Origin of the sequence: Phormidium tenue FACHB-1052 (genome assembly GCF_014696675.1) — a bacterium.
Lineage (GTDB): Bacteria > Cyanobacteriota > Cyanobacteriia > Phormidesmidales > Phormidesmidaceae > Nodosilinea > Nodosilinea tenuis_A.
In genome coordinates, this window is sequence record NZ_JACJQN010000001.1 from 361398 (window position 1) to 380324 (window position 18927).

Genomic DNA, 18927 nt, shown 5'->3' on the forward strand with positions numbered 1-18927 from the left:
GCTTGCTCACACCAGGGATAGCTCTGGCTTTTGACCAGGCTGCACCAAGCTGGGCCGTTCTGCGGCGGGCTTGGTGACAAATTCCACCACTTTGCCCAGATCCTTGAACATTTTGCCTTCAATGTCGCGGCGGTAGGCCTCAACCACTGAGGTGGCGCGGAAGTAGCGCAGGGCATCGGTGAGATAGCGCACGTGGCGTTCTTCGTCATGCAGCACTGACTCCAGCGCGGCCCGAGTGGCAGTGAGGTGGTCAGGTAGGGTCTTGAGAATGCAGCGAAAGCCCCTTACCCCTAGCTCTTCGGCTAGCAGCACGCTGGCCAACAGGTGGGGCAAGGGGGCCGCCGCTAAATCATCGACCTGGTGATAGCGCCGCATGGAGGACTCGCCCACACTAGAGAGCGACTGCTGGGCAGCTTCGCTGTCTAAGTCAATAAAGTAGCCCTCGCGTTCAACGGCCTTGGTAAAAATCTGAGCGTGACGCACCTCGTCGCTGACGTGGCGCTGCATCTGCTCATCAAGCCAGAGAGGAATCTCGGCGGCTTTGGCAGAGCGAATGTGGGCGACGGTGCGACTGCCTTCAGCTTCTTGCAGCGCTAGGGAGGCAAATAGGTGGGGCCGCCGCTGAGGGTTGGCGGTGCTCTGGCTATAGTAAATGGCGCTAAAGCCGATAAATAAATAGTGCTGGAGCATCACTAGGGGTAGTTGAGGGCATGGATCCTTTTGGCTATTGTAGAAATTTCTAGCCGTTTGTGCTGCCCGTTCAACGCGTGAAGCCGCAGCGACCTAGGTCACTACGGCTTCACGCGTATGGAGAAAAGTTTCAGGGAACAATAGTCCCGATTGACTTCACCAGGCCAATTGAGATTGATAGCCTAGCGAGTCCATTCTCTAAGCTAAATCATCGTCTTCTTCAAGGTCAGCACTCACAATCGCAACCGGCGACGGAGGTTCAGCAGGAGTCAAGGGCTCAGCCGGGGCTGGCGGGCCACTGGGGGTCGGAGGCTCAACTGGGGTGGAAAAGGGGGGGGTTACCGGGGGCGCAGGAACGGGTGGAGCGGCGGGCAGTGGCTCCGGCTCTGGAATGCCCAACTGCTGGCGGGCCTGGGCTAGCAGGTAAGACGTGCTTGACTGCACGCTGTCGAGCAGCGCTTGGCCAGTAGAGGTCATTGACTGAGGCTCGGTGCTGGGGCCTTTTTCGCTGAGGCTAATGTACCAGGCGCGGGTGCTGCGCCCTAGGCCAACCGCAGTGCGGTAAAACCATTCGCCTCCTACAAAGGTTAGGCAAACAACTAGCCACAGCAGCAATCCCACTTCACGCAAAATATCCCAAGTGCGACTCAGGGTCTTCTTGTAGATGTCGCCTGTATCAGCGGAAAACAGTAGTTGGCTAACAATATTGGCCTGCTCTTTGATCTTATCCATAGGTGTAACTCTCTAATAGCTGGGCACGGTTGGGGTAATAATGGCCCTCTGCTGACATAGTCGGTGTGGAGTCTATAGGGTAGCTATGGCAGGGTTACCCCTAGACCAAGCTGAGCCATCACGCCCCCTCGCTCCAAATTTTTTTGAGCACCTGGTCGGGGGTAATGTCGGCCAGAGTGCCGGTGGAGGAGGTTAGGGCAACCAAGCGATCTTCGCCTGTAGTGATGGCCTGAACTCCGCTATTGCCAGAGAATAGCCCCAGGGTGTAGACGTTGAGGGCGATCGCCAGCGCTAGGGGATATCCCTCTACCGCTACTAACAGGTTAGCGGCGGCGATCAATGCTGCCGTCTGTCCTGGGGTTTCAGGTCGCAAAACCTTAAGATTGGGCACAGCGCTGGCGATCGCAACAGTTTGAGGGGCCGCATCATCGGTTTGCAGCAGGGCCAGCGGCATATCGGGCTGGCGCTGCTGAAAGTCTTTGAGAATGGCGATCCAGCTTTCGGTGGGGTAGGTAGTGCCGCTAGCGGTGGCACCGGGGTACACCAGCACATAGCCATTCGTGAGCCCGTTGCTCTGACGCAGGTTGTCTACGGCAGTCAAGTCTTTGCGGGGAACATTCACGGAGAGGGCAGGGGGCGTGCCGGTAACGTTGATCAGCTTGAGCAGATCGCCGTGGTGAGCGATCTCAGCGGCGCGGGGAGCCGTTGAGGTCAGCAATAGGTTGTTGGCCGACCCGCTGTAGCCCAGGCGGGTCGGCACCCCGCTCAGCCACAGCAGCAGAGCAATAGACCAGGAGTCGGTCAGGGTGAGGGCAACATCGAACTCGCGATCGCGCACAATCCCCAACAGGTTGGCCCAGTCAGCAGGGCTGTTGCTGGCCTCAAAGTTGTAGGGCACAACTTCGTCAACCCCCTTAGAGAGCTGATAAATAGCCGTAGCGCTAGGGGCCGCAACTACTGATACCTCAGCATTTTCGAAGCTATCCTTGATCTGATTGATGACCGGAAAGAAGCTTAGCTGCGTCTCCGTTTCTCCTGGAACAAGAGCCAGTACCCGCATATGTTACGTCCATGCCTGTTCGCAAGTATTGTAGTGGAACCTGGCCAAGGTTTAGGGGATATGTGGCCTACAAAATGAATTAAATTTCACCCTAGGGGATAAAAATTCCCCAATTTGCCCAGCCCGTTATGGTTTTGCCCTGTGTCTATGTCCCCCGTTCATGTGCTTATCCCCGCCGCTGGCAGCGGTCGTCGCATGGGGGCCGATCGCAACAAAGTGCTCCTTGACCTGCTCGGTCAGCCGATCATCGCCTGGACTCTAAAAGCCGCCGCCCAGGCCGAAACTGTGGTTTGGATCGGGGTGATTTGCCAGGCGGGCGATCGCCCCACCTTAGAAACCATTGCCGCCTCGCTCCACCTGTCTAAACCAGTGATCTTCATTGACGGCGGCACGACCCGTCAGGAGTCGGTCTGCAACGGGCTGCAAGCGCTGCCACCTGAGGCGACCCGAGTGCTGATCCACGATGGCGCGCGCTGCCTGGCCACCCCCGACCTATTTGATCGCTGCGCCACCGCCCTAGACACCTGCCCCGGCCTGGTGGCGGCGGTGCCAGTCAAAGACACGATCAAAGTTGTCGATGCCAACCAGCGCGTTAAAACCACCCCCGATCGCGAGTCCCTCTGGGCCGCCCAAACCCCCCAGGGCTTTGATGTGGCTTTGCTGAAACAGTGCCATCAGCAGGGCATTGAGCAAGGCTGGAGCGTCACCGACGACGCTGCCCTGTTTGAGAAATGCAGCCTGCCGGTGCAGGTGGTGCCCGGCGAAGAGACCAACCTCAAGGTGACAACGCCCATGGATTTGGCGATCGCAGAATTCATACTAAAACAGCGCCTGGGTTAGCCGAGAGGCCTTCCCAAGCGCTGCTTTTAGATTCCAGGACTTTGGCCCTAGAGGTCGCCACCGCGCAAAAACAGCAGAAACACGATCACTGGGCCAGCGATGACAATCATGGCAAGCATGGTCAACTGGGCAATGAGCTCGAAATTAATATTGCTCAAAAAACCACTCAGAAAGCTCATGAAACCTCCCAACACAAGGCGACTGGACTGATATAAACTTCATTCAATCCCAGAAGTTGAGTTTTGCCCATAGAAAAGCTACAGACCCCCCTCTGGGCTTGGCGTAAAGCTTGCTTATCGGAGCTTATTTTACCTGCTAACGCCGTCCCTATTTTAGATAACTTAACAAAATTCTAAGGCAGCACCCGTTGCCGTTCCACCGCTAGGCCTAAGACGGCCAAGGAAACCCAATGGCCACCTGGCAATGTGTCAAATCCTGCGGAGCCTGCTGCTTTCTGGCCCCCGACGAGCGTCCCGACCTCGACTCCTATCTCGAACCTGACCAGCTTGCGCTGTATCTGAGCATGGTGGGCGAAGACGGCTGGTGCATTCACTACGATGCGGGCGATCGCCTCTGTACCATCTACGCCGACCGACCGAGCTTTTGCCAAGTCACCTTTAGCACCTTCGAGACCATGTTTGGCGTTGAGGCCGACGAGCTCGACGACTTTGCCATCGACTGTTGCCAGGAGCACATTGCCGATATCTACGGCGAAGCCAGCCCGGAGATGGAGCGGTTTAATGGGGCGGTGGGGGTGGGGGAGTGATGGGGTAGGTGAGGATGAGGGAGTGGGGATGTCTGAGAGCGATAGGTTGCGGTTTGGTTGACTCTTTCAGATAATGAAAGCATTATGAAATCTCCGGCCCTACTCAACGGTTTTAACGTTGCTCTGTGCCCCACCCTGTTGACCGCTCAGTTCACCTGCCTTTTACCCCACTGTGTCTATCTCTAGCTCTCTTCCCCCCTCCTCTAACGCCGTCGAAGCCAAGCCTTCTACCTTGAGTCGAGCGGCTTTTTGGCGGGTTTTTGGCTCTACATTCATCACTATTTTTTTGGCTGAGCTGGGTGACAAAACCCAGGTGACTACGCTGCTCATGAGCGCCCAATCTCAGGCACCCTGGATCGTTTTCTTAGGTGCTGGCACTGCCTTGATCAGCACCAGCCTGATTGGCGTACTGCTGGGGCAGTGGCTAGCCCGCCGTGTTTCCCCTGCCACATTGGACACCGCCGCTGGCACCATGCTCATCGGCATCACCGTCTGTCTCCTCTGGGACATCGTCCACCTATAATCTTCATCCTGGTCTTGAGTCCCTGGGGCTACCCATTCACCCCCTACACCCTACCCATCCACCCCCTCACCTCCCCATGGACTGGAACCTCCTCGCCGTCAGCTTTACCGCCGTATTCATTTCAGAACTGGGGGATAAAAGCCAGCTAGCGGCGATCGCCCTCGGCGGCAGCTCAAAGTCTCCCCGTGCTGTATTCCTGGGCACCGCTGCGGCCCTGCTGCTGGCCAGCCTGCTGGGGGTCATTGTGGGAGAAGGCACTGCCCAGATTTTGCCAGAACGGTTGGTCAAAGCCGTTGCCGCCGTTGGGTTTGCCCTATTGGCCGTCAAGTTGCTTTGGCCCGCAGCCAGCGACGATTAAGAGGGATTAAAACTCAATCTGGTCAATCACACCTCGCAGGGTCTGAGCTGAGTGCTGAAGCAGCTTCTCCTCCTGAGGACTGAGCAACATATTCAACCATCGGCTCACCCCGGTGCGCCCCACCACCGCAGGCACACTCAGACATAGATCTTGAACGCCAAAGATTTCATCGACCACGCAGCTCACCGTCAGCACCCGGTTTTGGTCGCGCACGATCGAGTGCACAATCTGCGTCACCGCCAGACCGACCGCGTAGTTGGTGTAACCTTTGCGGCGGATGATTTCGTAGGCGGCGTTTTTGGTCTGCTGAAAGATCTCGTCCATGGCCTGGCGATCGCCATCGGCCATACCGTCGTAGTAGAGGGGGGTGCCGCAGACATTAGCCTGGCTCCAAAACGGCACCTCACTGTCACCGTGTTCGCCAATGATGTAGGCATGCAGGCTGCGTGGATCAATGCCCAGGTGGCGCGATAGCAAATACCGAAACCGCCCTGTGTCTAGCACTGTCCCGGAGCCAAATACCCGAGACTTTGGCAGTCCTGATAGCTTCCAGGCAGCGTAGGTGAGCACGTCTACGGGGTTAGACACCAACAGCAAAATGGCTTCAGGGCAATGAGCGACAATATCGGGAATCAGTTTTTTGAGAATTTCGACGTTTTTTTGCACCAGCTCCAGACGAGTTTCACCTTCTTTTTGGGCTGCCCCAGCGGTGATCACGACTACGTCGGCCCCGGCAGCATCGGCCATAGTGCCCGCCTTAATCAGCGTCGGCTCGACGAAGGACATGCCCTGCTCTAGATCCATCACCTCGCCAATCAGCTTGTCGTGGTTGATGTCCACCAGCACCATTTCGTCCAGCACATTCTGGATCATCATGGCGTAGGCGCAGGCCAACCCCACCTGACCGGCTCCCACAATCACCCCCTTCAGGGGACGCAGCGGGTCAGTTTGCAGGTCGGTCAGCGGATTAGAGGTAAAAAGGCTATCAAACATAGGAAGGACATCCTGGTTTATGGGCCAATGCCTTTAATAAACCACGGTCTAATCAGATTGTCCTGTCCCTAGCCCTTTACCTCAATGGCATTTGGCGGCAGTTGGGTAGCTGTTAGGACGATATCGAAGGTTACGATGCGGTGTTGTTTTGCCGGACAGCAACCAGGCTTTCTAAGTGAGTCTTGAGATCTTTGGTAAGCTCGGCGGCCCCAGCCTTAAGCGCTTCGGGAGAATCCTCCCCTCGGAGATAGGTTTGTACCAACAACGGCGCGCCGATGTGAATTTGAGCCGGGCTACGCCAGCTTGGATAAGCCGCACCATAGTAGATGTCTACCGGCAGCACCTGCACTCCTAGCCCAGTGCGGGTGGCCTCGGCTTGCACCGCCAATCTAGCCAGACCGGGCTTAAGGCCGTGGATTTTGTCCTCTCGACGAATGCCGCCTTCGGGATAAATGACTAGCATTTCGCCCTCTAGCAGCAGCTCAATGCCGTGGCGCAGGCTGGCTACCGTTGGCCGCCGCACATTAACCGCAAACCCTCCTAAGCGGCGGATAAACCATCCCTGGAGGCCCTTGACCTCGTCGGCGGTAACCATAAAGCGCAGGTCGCGGCCAGTAATGGCTCTGCCAGTGGCGTAGGGCAGCAAAATCGAGTCCCAGCGGGCTCGGTGGGTAGGGGCCAAAATGACTGGCCCAGCGGTGGGCACATGGTGCTGTCCCGTAATGGTGATGGGGCCAAAGTAGGCAGGCACCACCAGATGCCGACCCAGAAAATAGGCTAGGGGAGTTAGAACTGGCGAGCAACGCGATTGGGCAGGGGCGATCGCCCCACCCTTAACCAGCCCAGCCGACGATTCAGGAAGCTCAGAGGATTTCATAGGAAGGCGTAATACAGGAGCCATGATCAGCTAAATCCCAATAGTGCCGATGTTAGGCCTTCCCAGTATGCCCGTCGCTAGCTACCACAGAGCCTGCGATCGGAAACAAAATGGGCCTGACCCTGGTCTACATGCTTTACCCTACCGCCCTCGCCAGAGGACGCAACCTGGTTCAGGACAGTTCAGTCGGTGGCATGGTGAGCGCAGACCGGCGCTGCTCTCGGCGGCGCTGCTGAAACCACTGCTGTAGCTGCTGGCGACAGGGTTCGGCCAAAATGCCGGTTACTACTTTGAGCCGATGGTTAGAGGCAGGGCCATCGGGCAGGTTTAGCACCGATCGCACCGCTCCCGATTTGGGGTCGGGGGTACCGTACACCAATAGCCCTAGGCGGCTCAAAACAATTGCTCCAGCACACATTGGGCAGGGCTCAAGGGTGACGTAGAGGGTGCAGTCATTGAGATGCCAGTTGCCCAACTGGCGCGCAGCCTCCCGCAACGCCAGCACTTCGGCGTGGGCGGTGGGGTCTTGATCTTGCTCCCGCCGATTGCCCACCGCCGCCAGCACTCTGTCTCCCGGGCCAACCACCACGGCCCCCACTGGCACATCCCCCGCCGTTCCGGCGGCCTCAGCCAGCTCTAGCGCCCGCAGCATCCAGCGTTGATGTAGAGCCATCTCATCCGCTAGGTCGCCGGTGGGCAGATCTGGGGAAGGCAGGTCGTAGGGCATAGGAGATCACTCAAGCAGCCAATTTAGCCTACCCATAGTAAATCAGAGCATTCCTCAGGCATGCCCTGCCCAAAGTAAACCCCCTCCGCTGACCCAAAGCCAACGGAGGGGGTGAGATGGTTGGACGCAACACAGTCAGTGGCTTTGAAACCTGGCTAGATGACCAGCCAGATGACGTGATCTGAACAAAGCCAAATTTTAGATGTAGGCCGAAATATCTTCGCCGCACTCGTCGGCTAGGTAGCACAGAGCCCGAAACCGCAGCTCCACCAATTCGTTGTAGAGGGGGTTGAGCTTGCACAGGGGCGGAATATGAGCCACCGAGCGACCCAACACCACAATGTCGCGCTCAAAGGGGCACTGGGCGGGGATCAACTCTGCCACCTTGCGGGCGCGGCGGGGAGTCTCAACTCGCAGGTGGCTAACCCACTGGCGTAGTGGACGAAATAGGTCTAGGGGCCGGGCCTGACCCGCAGCGTGCAGCCCGTGACGGAGGGAAGATAGAAAGCGATTCATGGTTAAACCTCTCGCAAGTCCAACAATTGAGACTGTCTGAGAAACGGTCGAGCACTGAGTCTGGACTTGGTATGGAAACTCAATACTGAATGGAGTGAACGTAGGGCTCACTTAGATGTTGGTGAGCCTTCTACTTAAGCTAAAGAATTCCCTCAGCCATCGGGTAAAGCATCAACAAAGTCGATTGGATTTCCACTAAAGCTCAGGTAAAGAGTTACTTCAACAGGGTTAGCAGCAATTCCGGAAAGGCTTGAAATATATGGAGCATAGGTTATTTTGAGGGCAAAAATAGCGCAGTAACATCGAGTACTTTTACTGAAGTGATCTGTATTTAATTGTTTCCTATAGAGACGATTTTTGCGTAAATGTCAGGACACTTTTGCAATTGGGTATACCGTCTGCTGTCTCTCCTTTGGCAGTTTATCTTTCTGTATAGGACACTACTCAATCTGATACCATCGGCGATGAACTTTTGAAGACTGAGCTATGGCTAAATATGTGATGTGGGGCAGCTATTGTGAGGACGTGCTTGAAAAGCGGGTTCCCTTTCGAGCGGCGCATCTCCAGGGATTGCAGCAGCAAAAAGACGACGGCCTGTTAGTGGCCCTAGGCCCAACCACTGACAACACCAAGGTGTTTGGCATTTATGAGGCCGACAACGAGGCTGCTGTACGACAGCTAGTGGAGGGCGACCCCTACTGGAAAAACGGCGTTTGGACAGAGTATGAGGTCTATGCTTGGAACCAGGTGTTTTAAGCGTGCCAGAGTTTTCAACGGTCTTGGCTACACTGGCGGTCATTTCCCATTAAAATGACCTCGTTCGGGTTCATCGACCAGGGCAGAGTTCCCCATAATGTCTTCAGTGAGGTGCCGTGGCTAAGTTAGCTCCTACCCAAATCGAGCAGCTCCAAAGTATCGGGGCGTACCTGCGCCAGGTGCGTCAAGAGCAAGGGCTGGCCATCGACATGCTGGCCAACCAAATTTTTATCCGCCCAGCTCTATTGAAGGCATTGGAATCGGGGCATGATGCTGAGCTACCTGAACCGGTGTTTATTCAAGGATTTATTCGTCGCTATGCCGAAGCCTTGGGCCTTGATGGTCAAACCATTGCCCAGGAGTTTCGGGTTACGCCGGTGAATGTGTTACCCACCCCAGAGCTTCTCGAACGGGCCGACACAAACGGCATTGCGACACCGAAACCTCACACGAACGGTACTGCGGCACTGCCCCCCCCTAGCCCTCAGACGAGCGATCGCACCCCCTTGCCTGAGCCTGACCCAGCGGGTCGGTCACCCCTGCCGCTGGTGCTGAGCCTGGCTGCTCTGGCCGCGATTTTGGGGTTGGGGGCCTGGGGGCTGTTTGGTCGCAGCAACGAGCCATCTCAAGCCAACAACAATTCAGCGGCAGAGACAACCCCTGAGGCCACTAGTACCGATGCTGTCACCCCGGCCTCGCCGGAGACTACGCCCCCTTCGGAGGAAGATCTGAAGGCTGAAGAGGAATCTAGTGCACCCCTAGAGGCACCAGTGGTGGTCAGCGCGAACCTGAGCGATCGCGCCTGGTTGAGCGTGGTGGCTGACGGTGAGAACGTCTACGAAGGCGTTGCTGAAAGCGGCTTTGAAGAGACCTGGACGGCTGAAACCAGCCTGACCTTGAGAACGGGGAATGCGGGCGGAGTAGAGCTGTCTGTCAATGGCGATCGCGCTGTTGTGATGGGGGCCTCTGGCGTGGTTCGAACCGTCACCGTGACCCCTGACTCCGGGGTAGAGAGCGTTGAGTCTCCCTAGGCTGGGCTATGATCCCAAGCTAGCGAAATCATGGGCTTACAATAGAAGCGATCGTCCTACTGCTCACCTGCCCAACCTATGACACCGCCCACCGAGCTTGAGAGCGCCACCACCGAGACGGCCCTCCTTAACGGCGACACCGCAGACCTCGACGAAGTGCCCTACGATGTCGAAATGTCGCTGTTTGACCATCTGGAAGAACTGCGGCAGCGCATTTTTTACAGCCTGATTGCTGTGGTGCTGGCCATTGTGGCCTGCTTCTGGCAGGTGAAACCCATTGTCAGCCTGCTGGAGGTGCCAGCCCAGGGAGTGAAGTTCTTGCAACTGTCGCCAGGGGAGTACTTTTTTGTCTCCTTTAAGGTGGCGGGTTACAGCGGGCTGGTAGCCGCCAGCCCGTTTATTCTCTATCAAATAGTGCTGTTTGTGTTGCCGGGGCTGACTCGCCGAGAGCGGCGGTTGGTGGGGCCGCTGGTGCTGGGGTCGAGCGTGCTGTTTTTTGCTGGGCTGCTGTTTGCCTACGTGGCGCTGATTCCGGCGGCGCTAAACTTTTTTATCAGCTACGGGGCCGATGTGGTCGAGCAGCTGTGGTCAATCGATCGCTACTTTGAGTTTGTGCTGCTGCTGCTGTTCAGCACTGGGTTGGCCTTCCAGATTCCCATTCTGCAAATGCTGCTGGGGCTACTTGGCATTGTCAACTCTGACCAAATGCTGAAGGGCTGGCGCTACGTGCTGCTGGGGGCGGCGGTGCTGGGGGCGGTGCTGACGCCCTCGACCGACCCGGTGACTCAGAGCCTGCTGGCAGGGGCGGTGCTGTTGCTCTACTTTGGCGGTATCGGGTTGGTGAAGGCGATCGGGCGCTAGCCGTTGGCAGGGGATAGGTAAACGGTATAGGGTTTAAGGGCGATCATCAGCCCTCAAACGCTAAAGCCTTCATCCCCAAGCCGTTCTAGCCAGCCAAAGTCTAAGCTCTAGCTTTCAACCGATACCTTTTCCGCAGGCTTTCAGGTTAGGATCAAGCCGTCGTTACAGGCTGACTCAATGTTTTTAGACGAGCTTACTCCCTTTGTGCAAGAGCTGACCGCTTACCCTGTGGCGTTTTTGGGTGGGCTAGCCTCGGGTCTGCTGCGGCTCAGTCTATCGGATGACCCCGTCAAAAGCTGGCTACAGAACCAGGGGATCACACCTCCAAACGAAAACGGTAGTGGATGGGGAAGCAGCGATCGCAACGGCGGCCCCCAAAGCATTTCAATTGATTAGTTAGATGCACGCTGAATTAGCGCTGGGCTCGTCTCGTGGCTGGAACCGGGTGCAGCGCTTGTCGTTATGCCCAGCTCTGCTGAGGCAGCAGTTCCTCCGCCCAGCCCTTGACCCGCTGCACTAGGCTCTGGAGCTGATCGCTCGCCTGCTGGGCTGCCGCTGCGGTCAAGGTGCGGCGGTAGTCGGCGATCGCACAGTTCCAGTCGCCACGCAGATGGTAGGTGCGGCCCCGCTCAGCGTAGATGTACTCGGGCAGTTGGTGAAACATCAACGCTTCGTCAAAGCAGTCTAGGGCGCGATCGAGGTCGCCCATCTGCCGCAGGGTAGCGCCCATGTTGATGCGGGCGCGGCCATTGAACGGGTTGAGGTCAACGGCCTGTTCATAGTCGTCAAGGGCGGCGGGCAGGTCGCCCAGGGCCGCATGGCACATGGCCCGGTTGTTGTAGGCCTGGTCAAGGTCGGGGTTGAGCCGAATGGCGCGATCGCAGTCGGCCAGAGCTGCGCCGGGTTGGCCCAGCCACAGTTGCACCAGCCCCCGGTTGCTGTAGTACATAGCCCGCTGGGGATGGCGCTCAACTAGCTGATCGAGCAGGTGCAGCGCTTGGGAATACTGTTGCCGCTTGACCGCTGCTGCCGCCAGTCGGCTGAGGGTGTCGTCGTCGGTGGTGTAAGACCCGGTCACCGAGTCGTGGGCCGTGGGCCGGGCCGCTGAGTCAACTGGGGGCAAACTCTGCGGTTGACGGGGAAGCATGCAAACCAGAGGCTGCTGTGGTCGGTAGATGTGCATGGTTTTAGTCCTGTCGTGTGCTCATAAACCGTGAAACCAATCCAGCGGAGAGCAGGGGCAGAAACCCCAAAGCTCATACCGTTTAAGCAGGAACTGTTTATAGAGTCCCACCTTGGCTGATGGGGTCTAGACGAACCTGTGGCAGTTATCGAGCTGGCTAGGTCTGGACGGCGAAGGCCCTTTGGTAATTCAAATAGGAGCTTCGCTGGCGTTGATTCTGTAATCCTGCCTGATGACGCTATAGTCGCATCTCCCCCCTGGGGTCTAAACCGGAAAAAAACGGAGGTTAAACCCGCCTGCTAGCGGCTTAATCCCCGTTTGGCGCTATAACCTACGGGAATGTACGGAAAACCTACATGTAGTTTCTTGTGCTTAGATGATGACTCTGTAACCACCTGAGTATTTACCGGCATTCAGCAGCTATTGCCACAGAAGCGCAGTTGGAGCACTGTCTACTCAGCCCGCTGCAACGCCGAGATTTTAGGATCCACAATCTTGCGGCCCTGGCCAGGAAAGTTGATCGCCAGGCAAATTTTGTTGCCCGCCCCAAATATGTGGGTTACTTCTCCGGCCCCGTAGGCCTTATGCACCACCACATCCCCTACCGTCCAGTCTGACTCGTGGGCACCGCTGCCCGGTTTAGCGGCGGCCTCACTGCGGTTGCGGGCTTCGCGGATGGGAGTACTCCACTTTTGGGGCAGGCCCATGGTGCTGTTGCCGGTGACCAGATCGAGGGGTAGTTCGCTTAAAAACAGCGAGGGGCTGGCAGGTTCGCGACTGCCGTAGAGGCGACGAGCACGGGCGTGGGAGATGAACAGACGCTCCTTGGCGCGGGTGATGCCTACATAGCAGAGGCGGCGCTCTTCTTCGGTGGCGGCGGGGTCTTCAAGGGAGCGATGGTTGGGGAACAGGCCCTGCTCTAAACCGACGAGAAACACCACGGGAAACTCTAGCCCCTTGGAGGAGTGCAGGGTCATCAGCGAGACGGCGTTTTTACCTTCTTTGTTGTCATCCATATCAGAGGCCAGGGAGGCATTAGACAAAAAGCCTAATAGCGATGGGTCGTCTACGTTTTCTTCTTCAAATTGCAGTGCGGCGTTGTAAAGCTCCTGCACGTTGCCAAAGCGATCGTCGGCGTCGTCGGTGCCTTCGGCCTTGAGGGCTGCCAAATAGCCACTGTCTTCAAGTACCCCCTGGATAATTTCAGACCCCTTTCGGTTATCTATATCTTGGTGATACTTTTTGATGATGTCGGCGAATTCGAGCACACCTTTTGCCGATCGCCCCGCCAAGGTCTTCACCGAAGTATCATCGGCCAAAATCTCCCACAGAGGAATGCCGCCTAGGGTCTGAGTGGCCTGCTCTAGCTTGTCGATGGTGCCCTTGCCGACGCCGCGCCGGGGCACATTGATCACCCGCTTGAGGCTGACAGTGTCGGAGGGGTTGGCGATCGCCCGCAAATAGGCCAGCACATCTTTGATCTCGCGGCGATCGTAGAATCTCAAGCCCCCCACCACCTGGTAGGGAATGCTGTAACGGGTTAGCACCTCCTCAAAGGCGCGCGACTGGGCGTTCGTGCGGTAGAGAATGGCAAAGGCACCCCAATTTAGCTCCGGGTGCTGGGTTTCGAGGTGGCGAATCTGGCTGATCACAAAATCGGCCTCTGCGGTTTCATCCTCGGCCCGGTAGACGTAGATGCTTTCGCCTTCGCCCCGGGTGGCCCGCAGCACCTTGTCGATGCGCTCGGTGTTGTTTTCGATCAGGTGGTTAGCGACTTCGAGAATGTTCGAGGTGGAGCGGTAGTTTTCCTCCAGTTTCACCATGGTGCGGGTGTCGTCGTCCGCCAGCCCGTCGCCAAAGTCATCCTGAAAGTTCATCAGAATGGTGAAGTCCGCCGCCCTAAAAGAATAAATACTTTGATCTGCATCACCTACCACAAACACCGAACGGTGGTTCCAATCTTTGTAGGTAGCAATCGATTCTCCATTGGTGGCCAGCAGGCGAATTAGATCGTACTGGGTGCGGTTCGTATCCTGGTATTCATCGACTAGAATGTGGCGAAAACGCTTGTGCCAGTAGGCCAGCACCTGCTCGTTTTGCTGAAACAAGTGCACGGGCATCAAAATCAAATCGTCAAAATCGAGGGCGTTGTTTTCTGCCAACGCCTTTTGGTAATGGCGATAGACATCGGCGATTACCCGACCTCGGTAGTTGGGCTGCTCTTTTTCGAGTTCGTCGGGGGTGAAGTTTTGGTTTTTGGCGTTGCTGATGGCAAAGCGCACGGATCGCGGGTTGAACTTTTTGTCGTCCAGATTCAGGGTTTGGGTGACGATGGTTTTAACCAAGCCCTGGGCGTCTGATTCGTCAAAAATCGAGAAACTCTTCGTCCAGCGGTACCCGGCGGGGTGCTGATACTTTTCGATATCGAACCGCAGAATGCGGGCGCACAGGGCATGGAACGTGCCAATCCACAGGTGCTTGGTGACGGTTTTATAGACCTGGGATCTGAGCTTGGTCTGCTCATACTGCGGCAGGCTAGAGAGCGATTTACCGTGGCGAGCCTGGGCATCCTGCTCGGCAAACAGTACCTCAATGCGCTCCTTCATCTCCTTGGCGGCTTTGTTAGTAAAGGTCACCGCGAGGATGTTGTCGGGGTCGGTTTTGTGGGTGAGCACTAGGTTGGCGATGCGGTAGGTCAACGCCCGGGTTTTGCCCGAACCCGCCCCGGCCACCACCAGCAGCGGGCCGCAGTAGTGCTCGACAGACTGGCGTTGGGCGGGGTTGAGCAGGGCGAGAAAATCAGTCATCAGTAGCCGAGGGGTTTTGCCTATTTAGTATGACACTGGTTCAGCGTGTCACCGGCAGCAATGCAACAATGCCCGCCTCAGCTCGAAGCGCTCGAGGCGGCGGCAGCCGTCACCTGGCGCAGCATCAGCACCTTCCAGTAGGGAATGGGGGCCAGCAGCACGGTGCCGGTGCCCTCAAAGATATTGACCAAAAACTCCCCAGAGGTCATCGATCCCAGCACTGATTTGGTAGCTTTTTCGACCCGGTAGGTGAGGGGGCCGCTGCGGGCGATCGCAAAGTTACCGTCCACCACCAGTTTTTCTCGCCGTAGCTCAATGGTTTCCACCGGCCCTTGGGCCACCATCACCACCTTGCCCACGCCCTTGACCTTGGTCTGGTAAAGCCCTTCGCCACCCACTAGGCCCGTGATCAGCTTATTGCGCTCTACCGACACCTCAACGCTGCCGTCGCTGGCCAAATAAGCTCCCCGGTCTAACGTCCACTCGCTGCCCGCCAGGTCAAGAATGTGAAAGCCAGAGAGAGTAGGCTCTAGGTACAGCTCTCCAGTGCCCGTGTAGGTAGGGCGAAAGATGTTTTCTCCGGTGGCCAATGACTTGAGAAAGCCACCCGCCGAGGGCGTCTTAGACTGCATGGTGATGTCGCCACGCATATAGTGCAATGCCCCTGACTCCGTGCGCACCGTCTCATTGTTTAAGGTCACTTTGACCAGGCGCGACTCTTCTCGCTCAATAATTTCGAAGTTAGCCATAGAGACCTTTAAAACAACACCAAAACAGACGAGGCCATCAGCCATTCAACCCAGCCTGGAGGCAGCAGCCACCGACTCTAGCCATCTTAGCTTTGCCATCGATCGGCGGGCGATCGCCCCACAGCTGCATCGCTGATCGGCATTTTCTCCAACAGCCTCACGGGTACAGAGCCTCACCGTTTTAGCAGCTGCGGGGGTCACACTATCGTCACAGGGCCGTCATCTCGCTGTCATGATTGCCCCCTAGGGTGTCAACCCATGGGCACCCAACGCGGTGCCTGGTGCAAATCTCCCCAGCGAGGTTTGCGCTTGACGATATGCGAGGATCATCGCTCATGAAACCTTCCACACTGTTCAAAGGCCTGTTGGCCGCCACCCTGTTGCTGGGTGTTCCGGCCGCCGCCGTAGCCCAGGAGCAAGAGGCCCCAGCCCCAGCCCCAGCCCAAGCAGCCCCAGCAGAGGTGTCTGAAACCCAAATCGATCAGTTTGTTGATGCCTATGAGGCCATTCAAACCATTCAGCAGGCAGTGCAGGCCGACCTAGTTGCCGCTGTAGAGGCCCAGGGGCTAACGGTGGATGACTACAATGCGATCGCAGCATCGCAGCAGTCTCCCGAAGCTGCCGCCGAAGTTCCGCCGGAGCAAGCCGAGCAGTTTGCGGCGGCGGCTGAACAGGTTGCGACCCTGCGCGAAGGCGCTCGAACTGAAATGCAGGCCGCCATTGAGGCTGAATCGCTGAGCATTGAAGAGTTTGAGCTGATTATGGCCCAGGCTCAGCAAGACCCCACCCTGCAACAGGCGATTGTTGAGCGGCTGGCTGAGTAGTCAGTAGGGCAACCCAAAGCCTCAATTGATCAAGGCTTGAGCTTCTGAAGGCTGAGAGCCTAAATGCAGAACAAAACCCTCCTTCGACTCATGTTGAAGGAGGGTTTTGAACGTTTTGAACGGCTAAGCGCCTGCGGCCATCTAAGGACAGGTGATGGGCGTTATGTTGTTGCCGATGCCGTTGGTGCCAGTCCGGGCAATCCAGCCGGTACTGCCGTTATAGATAGTCACCTGCATCCAGCGACGACCGTCAGTGGCGGTTTGCTGGGTGGGTGGGTTGGCACTGGCAATTACGGTGTCGCCGATGTTGTAGCCAGCGACGGCGCTAGAGCCGACTGTGGGGCCAGATCTAACCACCATTTCACGATCGGCCCTAAAGCAGGCTTTGGGCGGAGGAGTCGGAGTGCTACCGCAAGCCGTCAAAACGCTGGCATTAATCCAGCCTACGGGCTGTGTCGAAGACAGGGCACCGCTTCTCAGAAAAACCTGTGCTCGCCCTGGGGAGGTTGCCCCGGTTAGGCTGACCTGGGTGCCAGCCTGTAGGGTGCCGATGCGGGTTGCGATCGGCCCTAGCGTGGAGTTGTCAAAAACTTCAGTGGCTCGGTTGAGCTGACGACAGCCTCGAATCAGAACTGGATTTTCGGTTAGAGTCCGGGTTTCCTGAGCGAGGGCCGGGGCTATAGACAGCGACCCCGCAGAGAGTAGCGCGATTCCCACAGGGATCGCTTTGCGAATCGCTCCGAAAGAAAATTTGCGCAACACGTTTGATGGCATGGACAGTCCTGATCCCTTTTATATAGCTTTTTAAGGTCGAATTTCAGGGTTCACCCGGCCATCCTACCACCCACAAAATTGATCCTCGCGACGGCTTTCACGAAGCTTATCGAAGGGGTTCCAGACACGTTCTATAGCCCTGGCTTGAGGAAATCCTCGACAGACTCAACCGACTGACAAATTATTGGGTTGGCAGTTGTGGGGTAAGCCCCAGGGCGATCGCGCTGGTGACCTGGGCCAGTCCTCAACCAGAGCGCGGTAACGCCGACAGACGTGGGAGAATAAACACCCTGTGCGCAAAGAGTAACAACGGTATGACGGCGGCAATGCCCTATTCTTCTGAGGTAATTGAGTCAGCGATGCAGGCCGGGGAGCTGACCTTTGCCCTTCCCGACCCCACCGACGAAAAAATCTCTGACTATGAGTTTAACCAGCAGATGGAGGCGGCCTGGCAGGTGTGCGATCGCTTCGACCTGCAAACCGATATCTGGCGGGGCAGAATCTTGCGGACGGTGCGCGATCGCGAAAAGAAGGGCGGCGACGGGCGCGGCACCGGCTTTCTCAACTGGCTCAAGGATCGTGAAATCACCAAAAGCCACGCCTACAACCTGATCGAACTCGCCGAGAGCGCCGACCAATTGCTCGATGCGGGCATGCTCACCCCCAAAGAAGTCAACCAGTTCAGCAAACGCGCTTTCGTTGAAACTGCCAAATCGGCCCCCGAAGTGCAGCAGCTCGTCAGCGACTCCGCCCGCAAAGGCGACCACATTACCCGCCGCGAAGTGCGCCAGGTCGCCAACGAATGGGCCGCCATGACCTCAGATCTCATCCCTGAATCTCTGCGAGAAAAAGCCGCCAACAACACCATCCCCACCCGCTACATCGCGCCGTTGGTCAAGGAGATGGAAAAGCTGCCCCCCGTCCACCAAAGCACCCTCAAAACCGAAGTTGAGCTGAACCCCGATCTCGATACCCTAAAACAAGTCACCGCCGAAGCCCGCTACCTCTCCAAGTATCTGGCCTCCGCCAACCAGGTGCAACTGCTTGAAGCCAGCGGCATTGACCTAGAACTCGCCCTCGAAGAAGCCCTGCGGGTAGGCTGCCTCAATTCTGCCGCCGACATGGTGGCCCAGGCCGCCCAGATCGAGCAGACCGCCGTCAAACTCTTCACCGCCTGGAAGCGCATCAACCAACTGGCAGAACGGGTGTTTGTGGACAGCGGCGAAAGCACCCCCAACCTGCGCGCTCTACTCACCGCCCTCGGCCCCGTCACCAGCGAAACCATCCAGGTGCGCCTGGGCGAAATCGACAGCGTCACCGCCCAAACCATCCGCTGGCGACTCATGGTAGAAGAGGACTAAAACAGTAACCTATTGAAGACTCGCTGGGACTCAACGGAGAAACTCGTCTGGAGTAATCTCTGCTTGTTTCAAAATGGCTCGGAGCGTTCCTTCGGGCAGATCCCCAGGATGGTTTGGAATAGTGGTGTAGCACTTAGTTTCGGGATTTTGCCAGATTTCGTGGCTACCCGCAGCCTGGCGATCAAACTTGAAGCCCAATTGTTTAAGTCGTTTTACAACTTGACGATACTTAAATCCAGCCAGGCGACCCATTAGACTCCGAGAACGAGAGGATAGTCAAAACTGTCTCCGACATTGGTGAGATTAATAGTGTTTTGTCGTTCTGACTGGGCTTCTAACAATTTTTTGGCAACATCACGCGCAATTTCAATAGTTTCAGCCACGGTACGCCCCTGAGCTACTAAGCCAGGAATATCATCGGATGTGGCTAAATAAACTCCTTCAGGGAGTTTTTCGATATGGAGATTAGCAATTTGTTCCATTAGTTCTATCCATCACG

General features: G+C 56.9%; 24 protein-coding genes and 1 pseudogene. 11 read left to right on the plus strand and 14 right to left on the minus strand.

Annotated features, from left to right (window positions below):
- Positions 1–6: 6 nt before the first annotated feature.
- From H6G07_RS01635 to H6G07_RS01645, 3 genes are all read right to left on the minus strand, one after another.
- Positions 7–690, minus strand: coding sequence for a ferritin-like domain-containing protein (locus tag H6G07_RS01635; RefSeq protein WP_073606730.1), 684 nt, complete (start codon positions 688–690; stop codon positions 7–9).
- A 198-nt stretch (positions 691–888) separates the two neighbouring features.
- Positions 889–1422, minus strand: a complete 534-nt coding sequence (locus H6G07_RS01640; RefSeq protein WP_073606729.1) for a hypothetical protein — start codon at positions 1420–1422, stop codon at positions 889–891.
- A gap of 118 nt (positions 1423–1540) precedes the next feature.
- Positions 1541–2482, minus strand: coding sequence for a glycosyltransferase family 9 protein (locus tag H6G07_RS01645; RefSeq protein WP_073606728.1), 942 nt, complete (start codon positions 2480–2482; stop codon positions 1541–1543).
- A gap of 147 nt (positions 2483–2629) precedes the next feature.
- On the opposite strand from H6G07_RS01645, the gene ispD reads away from it, so the two are divergent.
- Complete coding sequence (gene ispD / locus H6G07_RS01650) at positions 2630–3322, plus strand: 2-C-methyl-D-erythritol 4-phosphate cytidylyltransferase (protein WP_073606727.1); 693 nt, start codon at positions 2630–2632, stop codon at positions 3320–3322.
- A 47-nt stretch (positions 3323–3369) separates the two neighbouring features.
- On the opposite strand, the gene psb30 is transcribed toward ispD, so the two are convergent.
- Entirely contained in the window at positions 3370–3501 is a 132-nt protein-coding gene (psb30, locus tag H6G07_RS01655; RefSeq protein ID WP_073606726.1) for a photosystem II reaction center protein Ycf12/Psb30, read from the minus strand.
- A 230-nt stretch (positions 3502–3731) separates the two neighbouring features.
- Between psb30 and H6G07_RS01660 the strand changes: the two genes are divergently transcribed.
- The 3 genes from H6G07_RS01660 to H6G07_RS01670 all read left to right on the plus strand — a co-directional run bounded on the left by H6G07_RS01660 (position 3732) and on the right by H6G07_RS01670 (position 4969).
- Positions 3732–4088: a YkgJ family cysteine cluster protein gene (locus tag H6G07_RS01660; RefSeq protein ID WP_073606725.1), complete on the plus strand. Its 357-nt coding sequence runs from the start codon at positions 3732–3734 to the stop codon at positions 4086–4088.
- A 172-nt stretch (positions 4089–4260) separates the two neighbouring features.
- Positions 4261–4611, plus strand: coding sequence for a TMEM165/GDT1 family protein (locus tag H6G07_RS01665; RefSeq protein WP_073606724.1), 351 nt, complete (start codon positions 4261–4263; stop codon positions 4609–4611).
- Between the two features lie 76 nt (positions 4612–4687).
- Positions 4688–4969 carry a TMEM165/GDT1 family protein gene (locus H6G07_RS01670; RefSeq protein WP_073606723.1) on the plus strand — a complete coding sequence of 94 codons (282 nt, stop codon included), beginning with the start codon at positions 4688–4690 and terminating at the stop codon, positions 4967–4969.
- Between the two features lie 6 nt (positions 4970–4975).
- Here the strand turns inward: H6G07_RS01670 and H6G07_RS01675 are convergent, their stop codons facing one another.
- The 4 genes from H6G07_RS01675 to H6G07_RS01690 all read right to left on the minus strand — a co-directional run bounded on the left by H6G07_RS01675 (position 4976) and on the right by H6G07_RS01690 (position 8082).
- The gene (locus H6G07_RS01675) at positions 4976–5962 is read right to left on the minus strand and encodes an L-lactate dehydrogenase (protein WP_199311840.1); all 987 of its coding nucleotides are present in this window, start codon (positions 5960–5962) and stop codon (positions 4976–4978) included.
- A gap of 130 nt (positions 5963–6092) precedes the next feature.
- Entirely contained in the window at positions 6093–6839 is a 747-nt protein-coding gene (locus H6G07_RS01680) for a lysophospholipid acyltransferase family protein (protein WP_073606722.1), read from the minus strand.
- 172 nt (positions 6840–7011) lie between these two features.
- Positions 7012–7512 carry a tRNA adenosine(34) deaminase TadA gene (gene tadA, locus H6G07_RS01685; RefSeq protein WP_199311870.1) on the minus strand — a complete coding sequence of 167 codons (501 nt, stop codon included), beginning with the start codon at positions 7510–7512 and terminating at the stop codon, positions 7012–7014.
- A gap of 252 nt (positions 7513–7764) precedes the next feature.
- Positions 7765–8082 carry a Mo-dependent nitrogenase C-terminal domain-containing protein gene (locus H6G07_RS01690; RefSeq protein WP_073606720.1) on the minus strand — a complete coding sequence of 106 codons (318 nt, stop codon included), beginning with the start codon at positions 8080–8082 and terminating at the stop codon, positions 7765–7767.
- Positions 8083–8568: 486 nt separating this feature from the next.
- Here H6G07_RS01690 and H6G07_RS01695 point away from each other — a divergent pair, with 486 nt between their 5' ends.
- The 5 genes and pseudogenes from H6G07_RS01695 (at position 8569) to H6G07_RS01710 (ending at position 11126) form a co-directional block, all read left to right on the plus strand.
- Positions 8569–8838 (plus strand): YciI family protein, encoded by a 270-nt coding sequence (locus H6G07_RS01695; RefSeq protein ID WP_073606719.1) that lies wholly within the window; start codon positions 8569–8571, stop codon positions 8836–8838.
- Between the two features lie 179 nt (positions 8839–9017).
- Positions 9018–9176, plus strand: a pseudogene (locus H6G07_RS26975) (helix-turn-helix domain-containing protein); the annotation flags it as partial.
- Positions 9177–9221: 45 nt separating this feature from the next.
- Positions 9222–9869: a DUF4115 domain-containing protein gene (locus tag H6G07_RS01700; protein ID WP_422393850.1), complete on the plus strand. Its 648-nt coding sequence runs from the start codon at positions 9222–9224 to the stop codon at positions 9867–9869.
- 78 nt (positions 9870–9947) lie between these two features.
- A complete protein-coding gene (tatC, locus tag H6G07_RS01705) occupies positions 9948–10730 on the plus strand; it encodes a twin-arginine translocase subunit TatC (protein WP_073606717.1) in 783 nt (260 codons plus the stop codon).
- Positions 10731–10907: 177 nt separating this feature from the next.
- The gene (locus H6G07_RS01710; RefSeq protein WP_073606716.1) at positions 10908–11126 is read left to right on the plus strand and encodes a ssl0294 family protein; all 219 of its coding nucleotides are present in this window, start codon (positions 10908–10910) and stop codon (positions 11124–11126) included.
- Between the two features lie 64 nt (positions 11127–11190).
- On the opposite strand, the gene H6G07_RS01715 is transcribed toward H6G07_RS01710, so the two are convergent.
- From H6G07_RS01715 to H6G07_RS01725, 3 genes are all read right to left on the minus strand, one after another.
- On the minus strand, positions 11191–11853 hold the full coding sequence (locus H6G07_RS01715; protein WP_190740675.1) for a tetratricopeptide repeat protein: 663 nt from the start codon (positions 11851–11853) through the stop codon (positions 11191–11193).
- Positions 11854–12365: 512 nt separating this feature from the next.
- Positions 12366–14720, minus strand: a complete 2355-nt coding sequence (pcrA, locus tag H6G07_RS01720) for a DNA helicase PcrA (RefSeq protein WP_073606714.1) — start codon at positions 14718–14720, stop codon at positions 12366–12368.
- A 77-nt stretch (positions 14721–14797) separates the two neighbouring features.
- Entirely contained in the window at positions 14798–15469 is a 672-nt protein-coding gene (locus tag H6G07_RS01725; RefSeq protein WP_073607041.1) for an AIM24 family protein, read from the minus strand.
- A gap of 335 nt (positions 15470–15804) precedes the next feature.
- Here H6G07_RS01725 and H6G07_RS01730 point away from each other — a divergent pair, with 335 nt between their 5' ends.
- Positions 15805–16293, plus strand: coding sequence for a DUF4168 domain-containing protein (locus H6G07_RS01730; protein ID WP_073606713.1), 489 nt, complete (start codon positions 15805–15807; stop codon positions 16291–16293).
- 141 nt (positions 16294–16434) lie between these two features.
- Here the strand turns inward: H6G07_RS01730 and H6G07_RS01735 are convergent, their stop codons facing one another.
- On the minus strand, positions 16435–17010 hold the full coding sequence (locus tag H6G07_RS01735) for an SH3 domain-containing protein (protein WP_139296893.1): 576 nt from the start codon (positions 17008–17010) through the stop codon (positions 16435–16437).
- A gap of 383 nt (positions 17011–17393) precedes the next feature.
- Between H6G07_RS01735 and H6G07_RS01740 the strand changes: the two genes are divergently transcribed.
- Positions 17394–18428 (plus strand): hypothetical protein, encoded by a 1035-nt coding sequence (locus H6G07_RS01740; RefSeq protein WP_073607040.1) that lies wholly within the window; start codon positions 17394–17396, stop codon positions 18426–18428.
- A 30-nt stretch (positions 18429–18458) separates the two neighbouring features.
- On the opposite strand, the gene H6G07_RS01745 is transcribed toward H6G07_RS01740, so the two are convergent.
- Together H6G07_RS01745 and H6G07_RS01750 are read right to left on the minus strand one after the other, a co-directional pair.
- Positions 18459–18680 carry a type II toxin-antitoxin system HicA family toxin gene (locus H6G07_RS01745; protein ID WP_073606711.1) on the minus strand — a complete coding sequence of 74 codons (222 nt, stop codon included), beginning with the start codon at positions 18678–18680 and terminating at the stop codon, positions 18459–18461.
- A complete protein-coding gene (locus tag H6G07_RS01750) occupies positions 18680–18910 on the minus strand; it encodes a type II toxin-antitoxin system HicB family antitoxin (RefSeq protein ID WP_073606710.1) in 231 nt (76 codons plus the stop codon). The genes H6G07_RS01745 and H6G07_RS01750 overlap by 1 nt, the downstream gene beginning before the upstream one ends.
- Between the last annotated feature and the right edge of the window lie 17 nt (positions 18911–18927).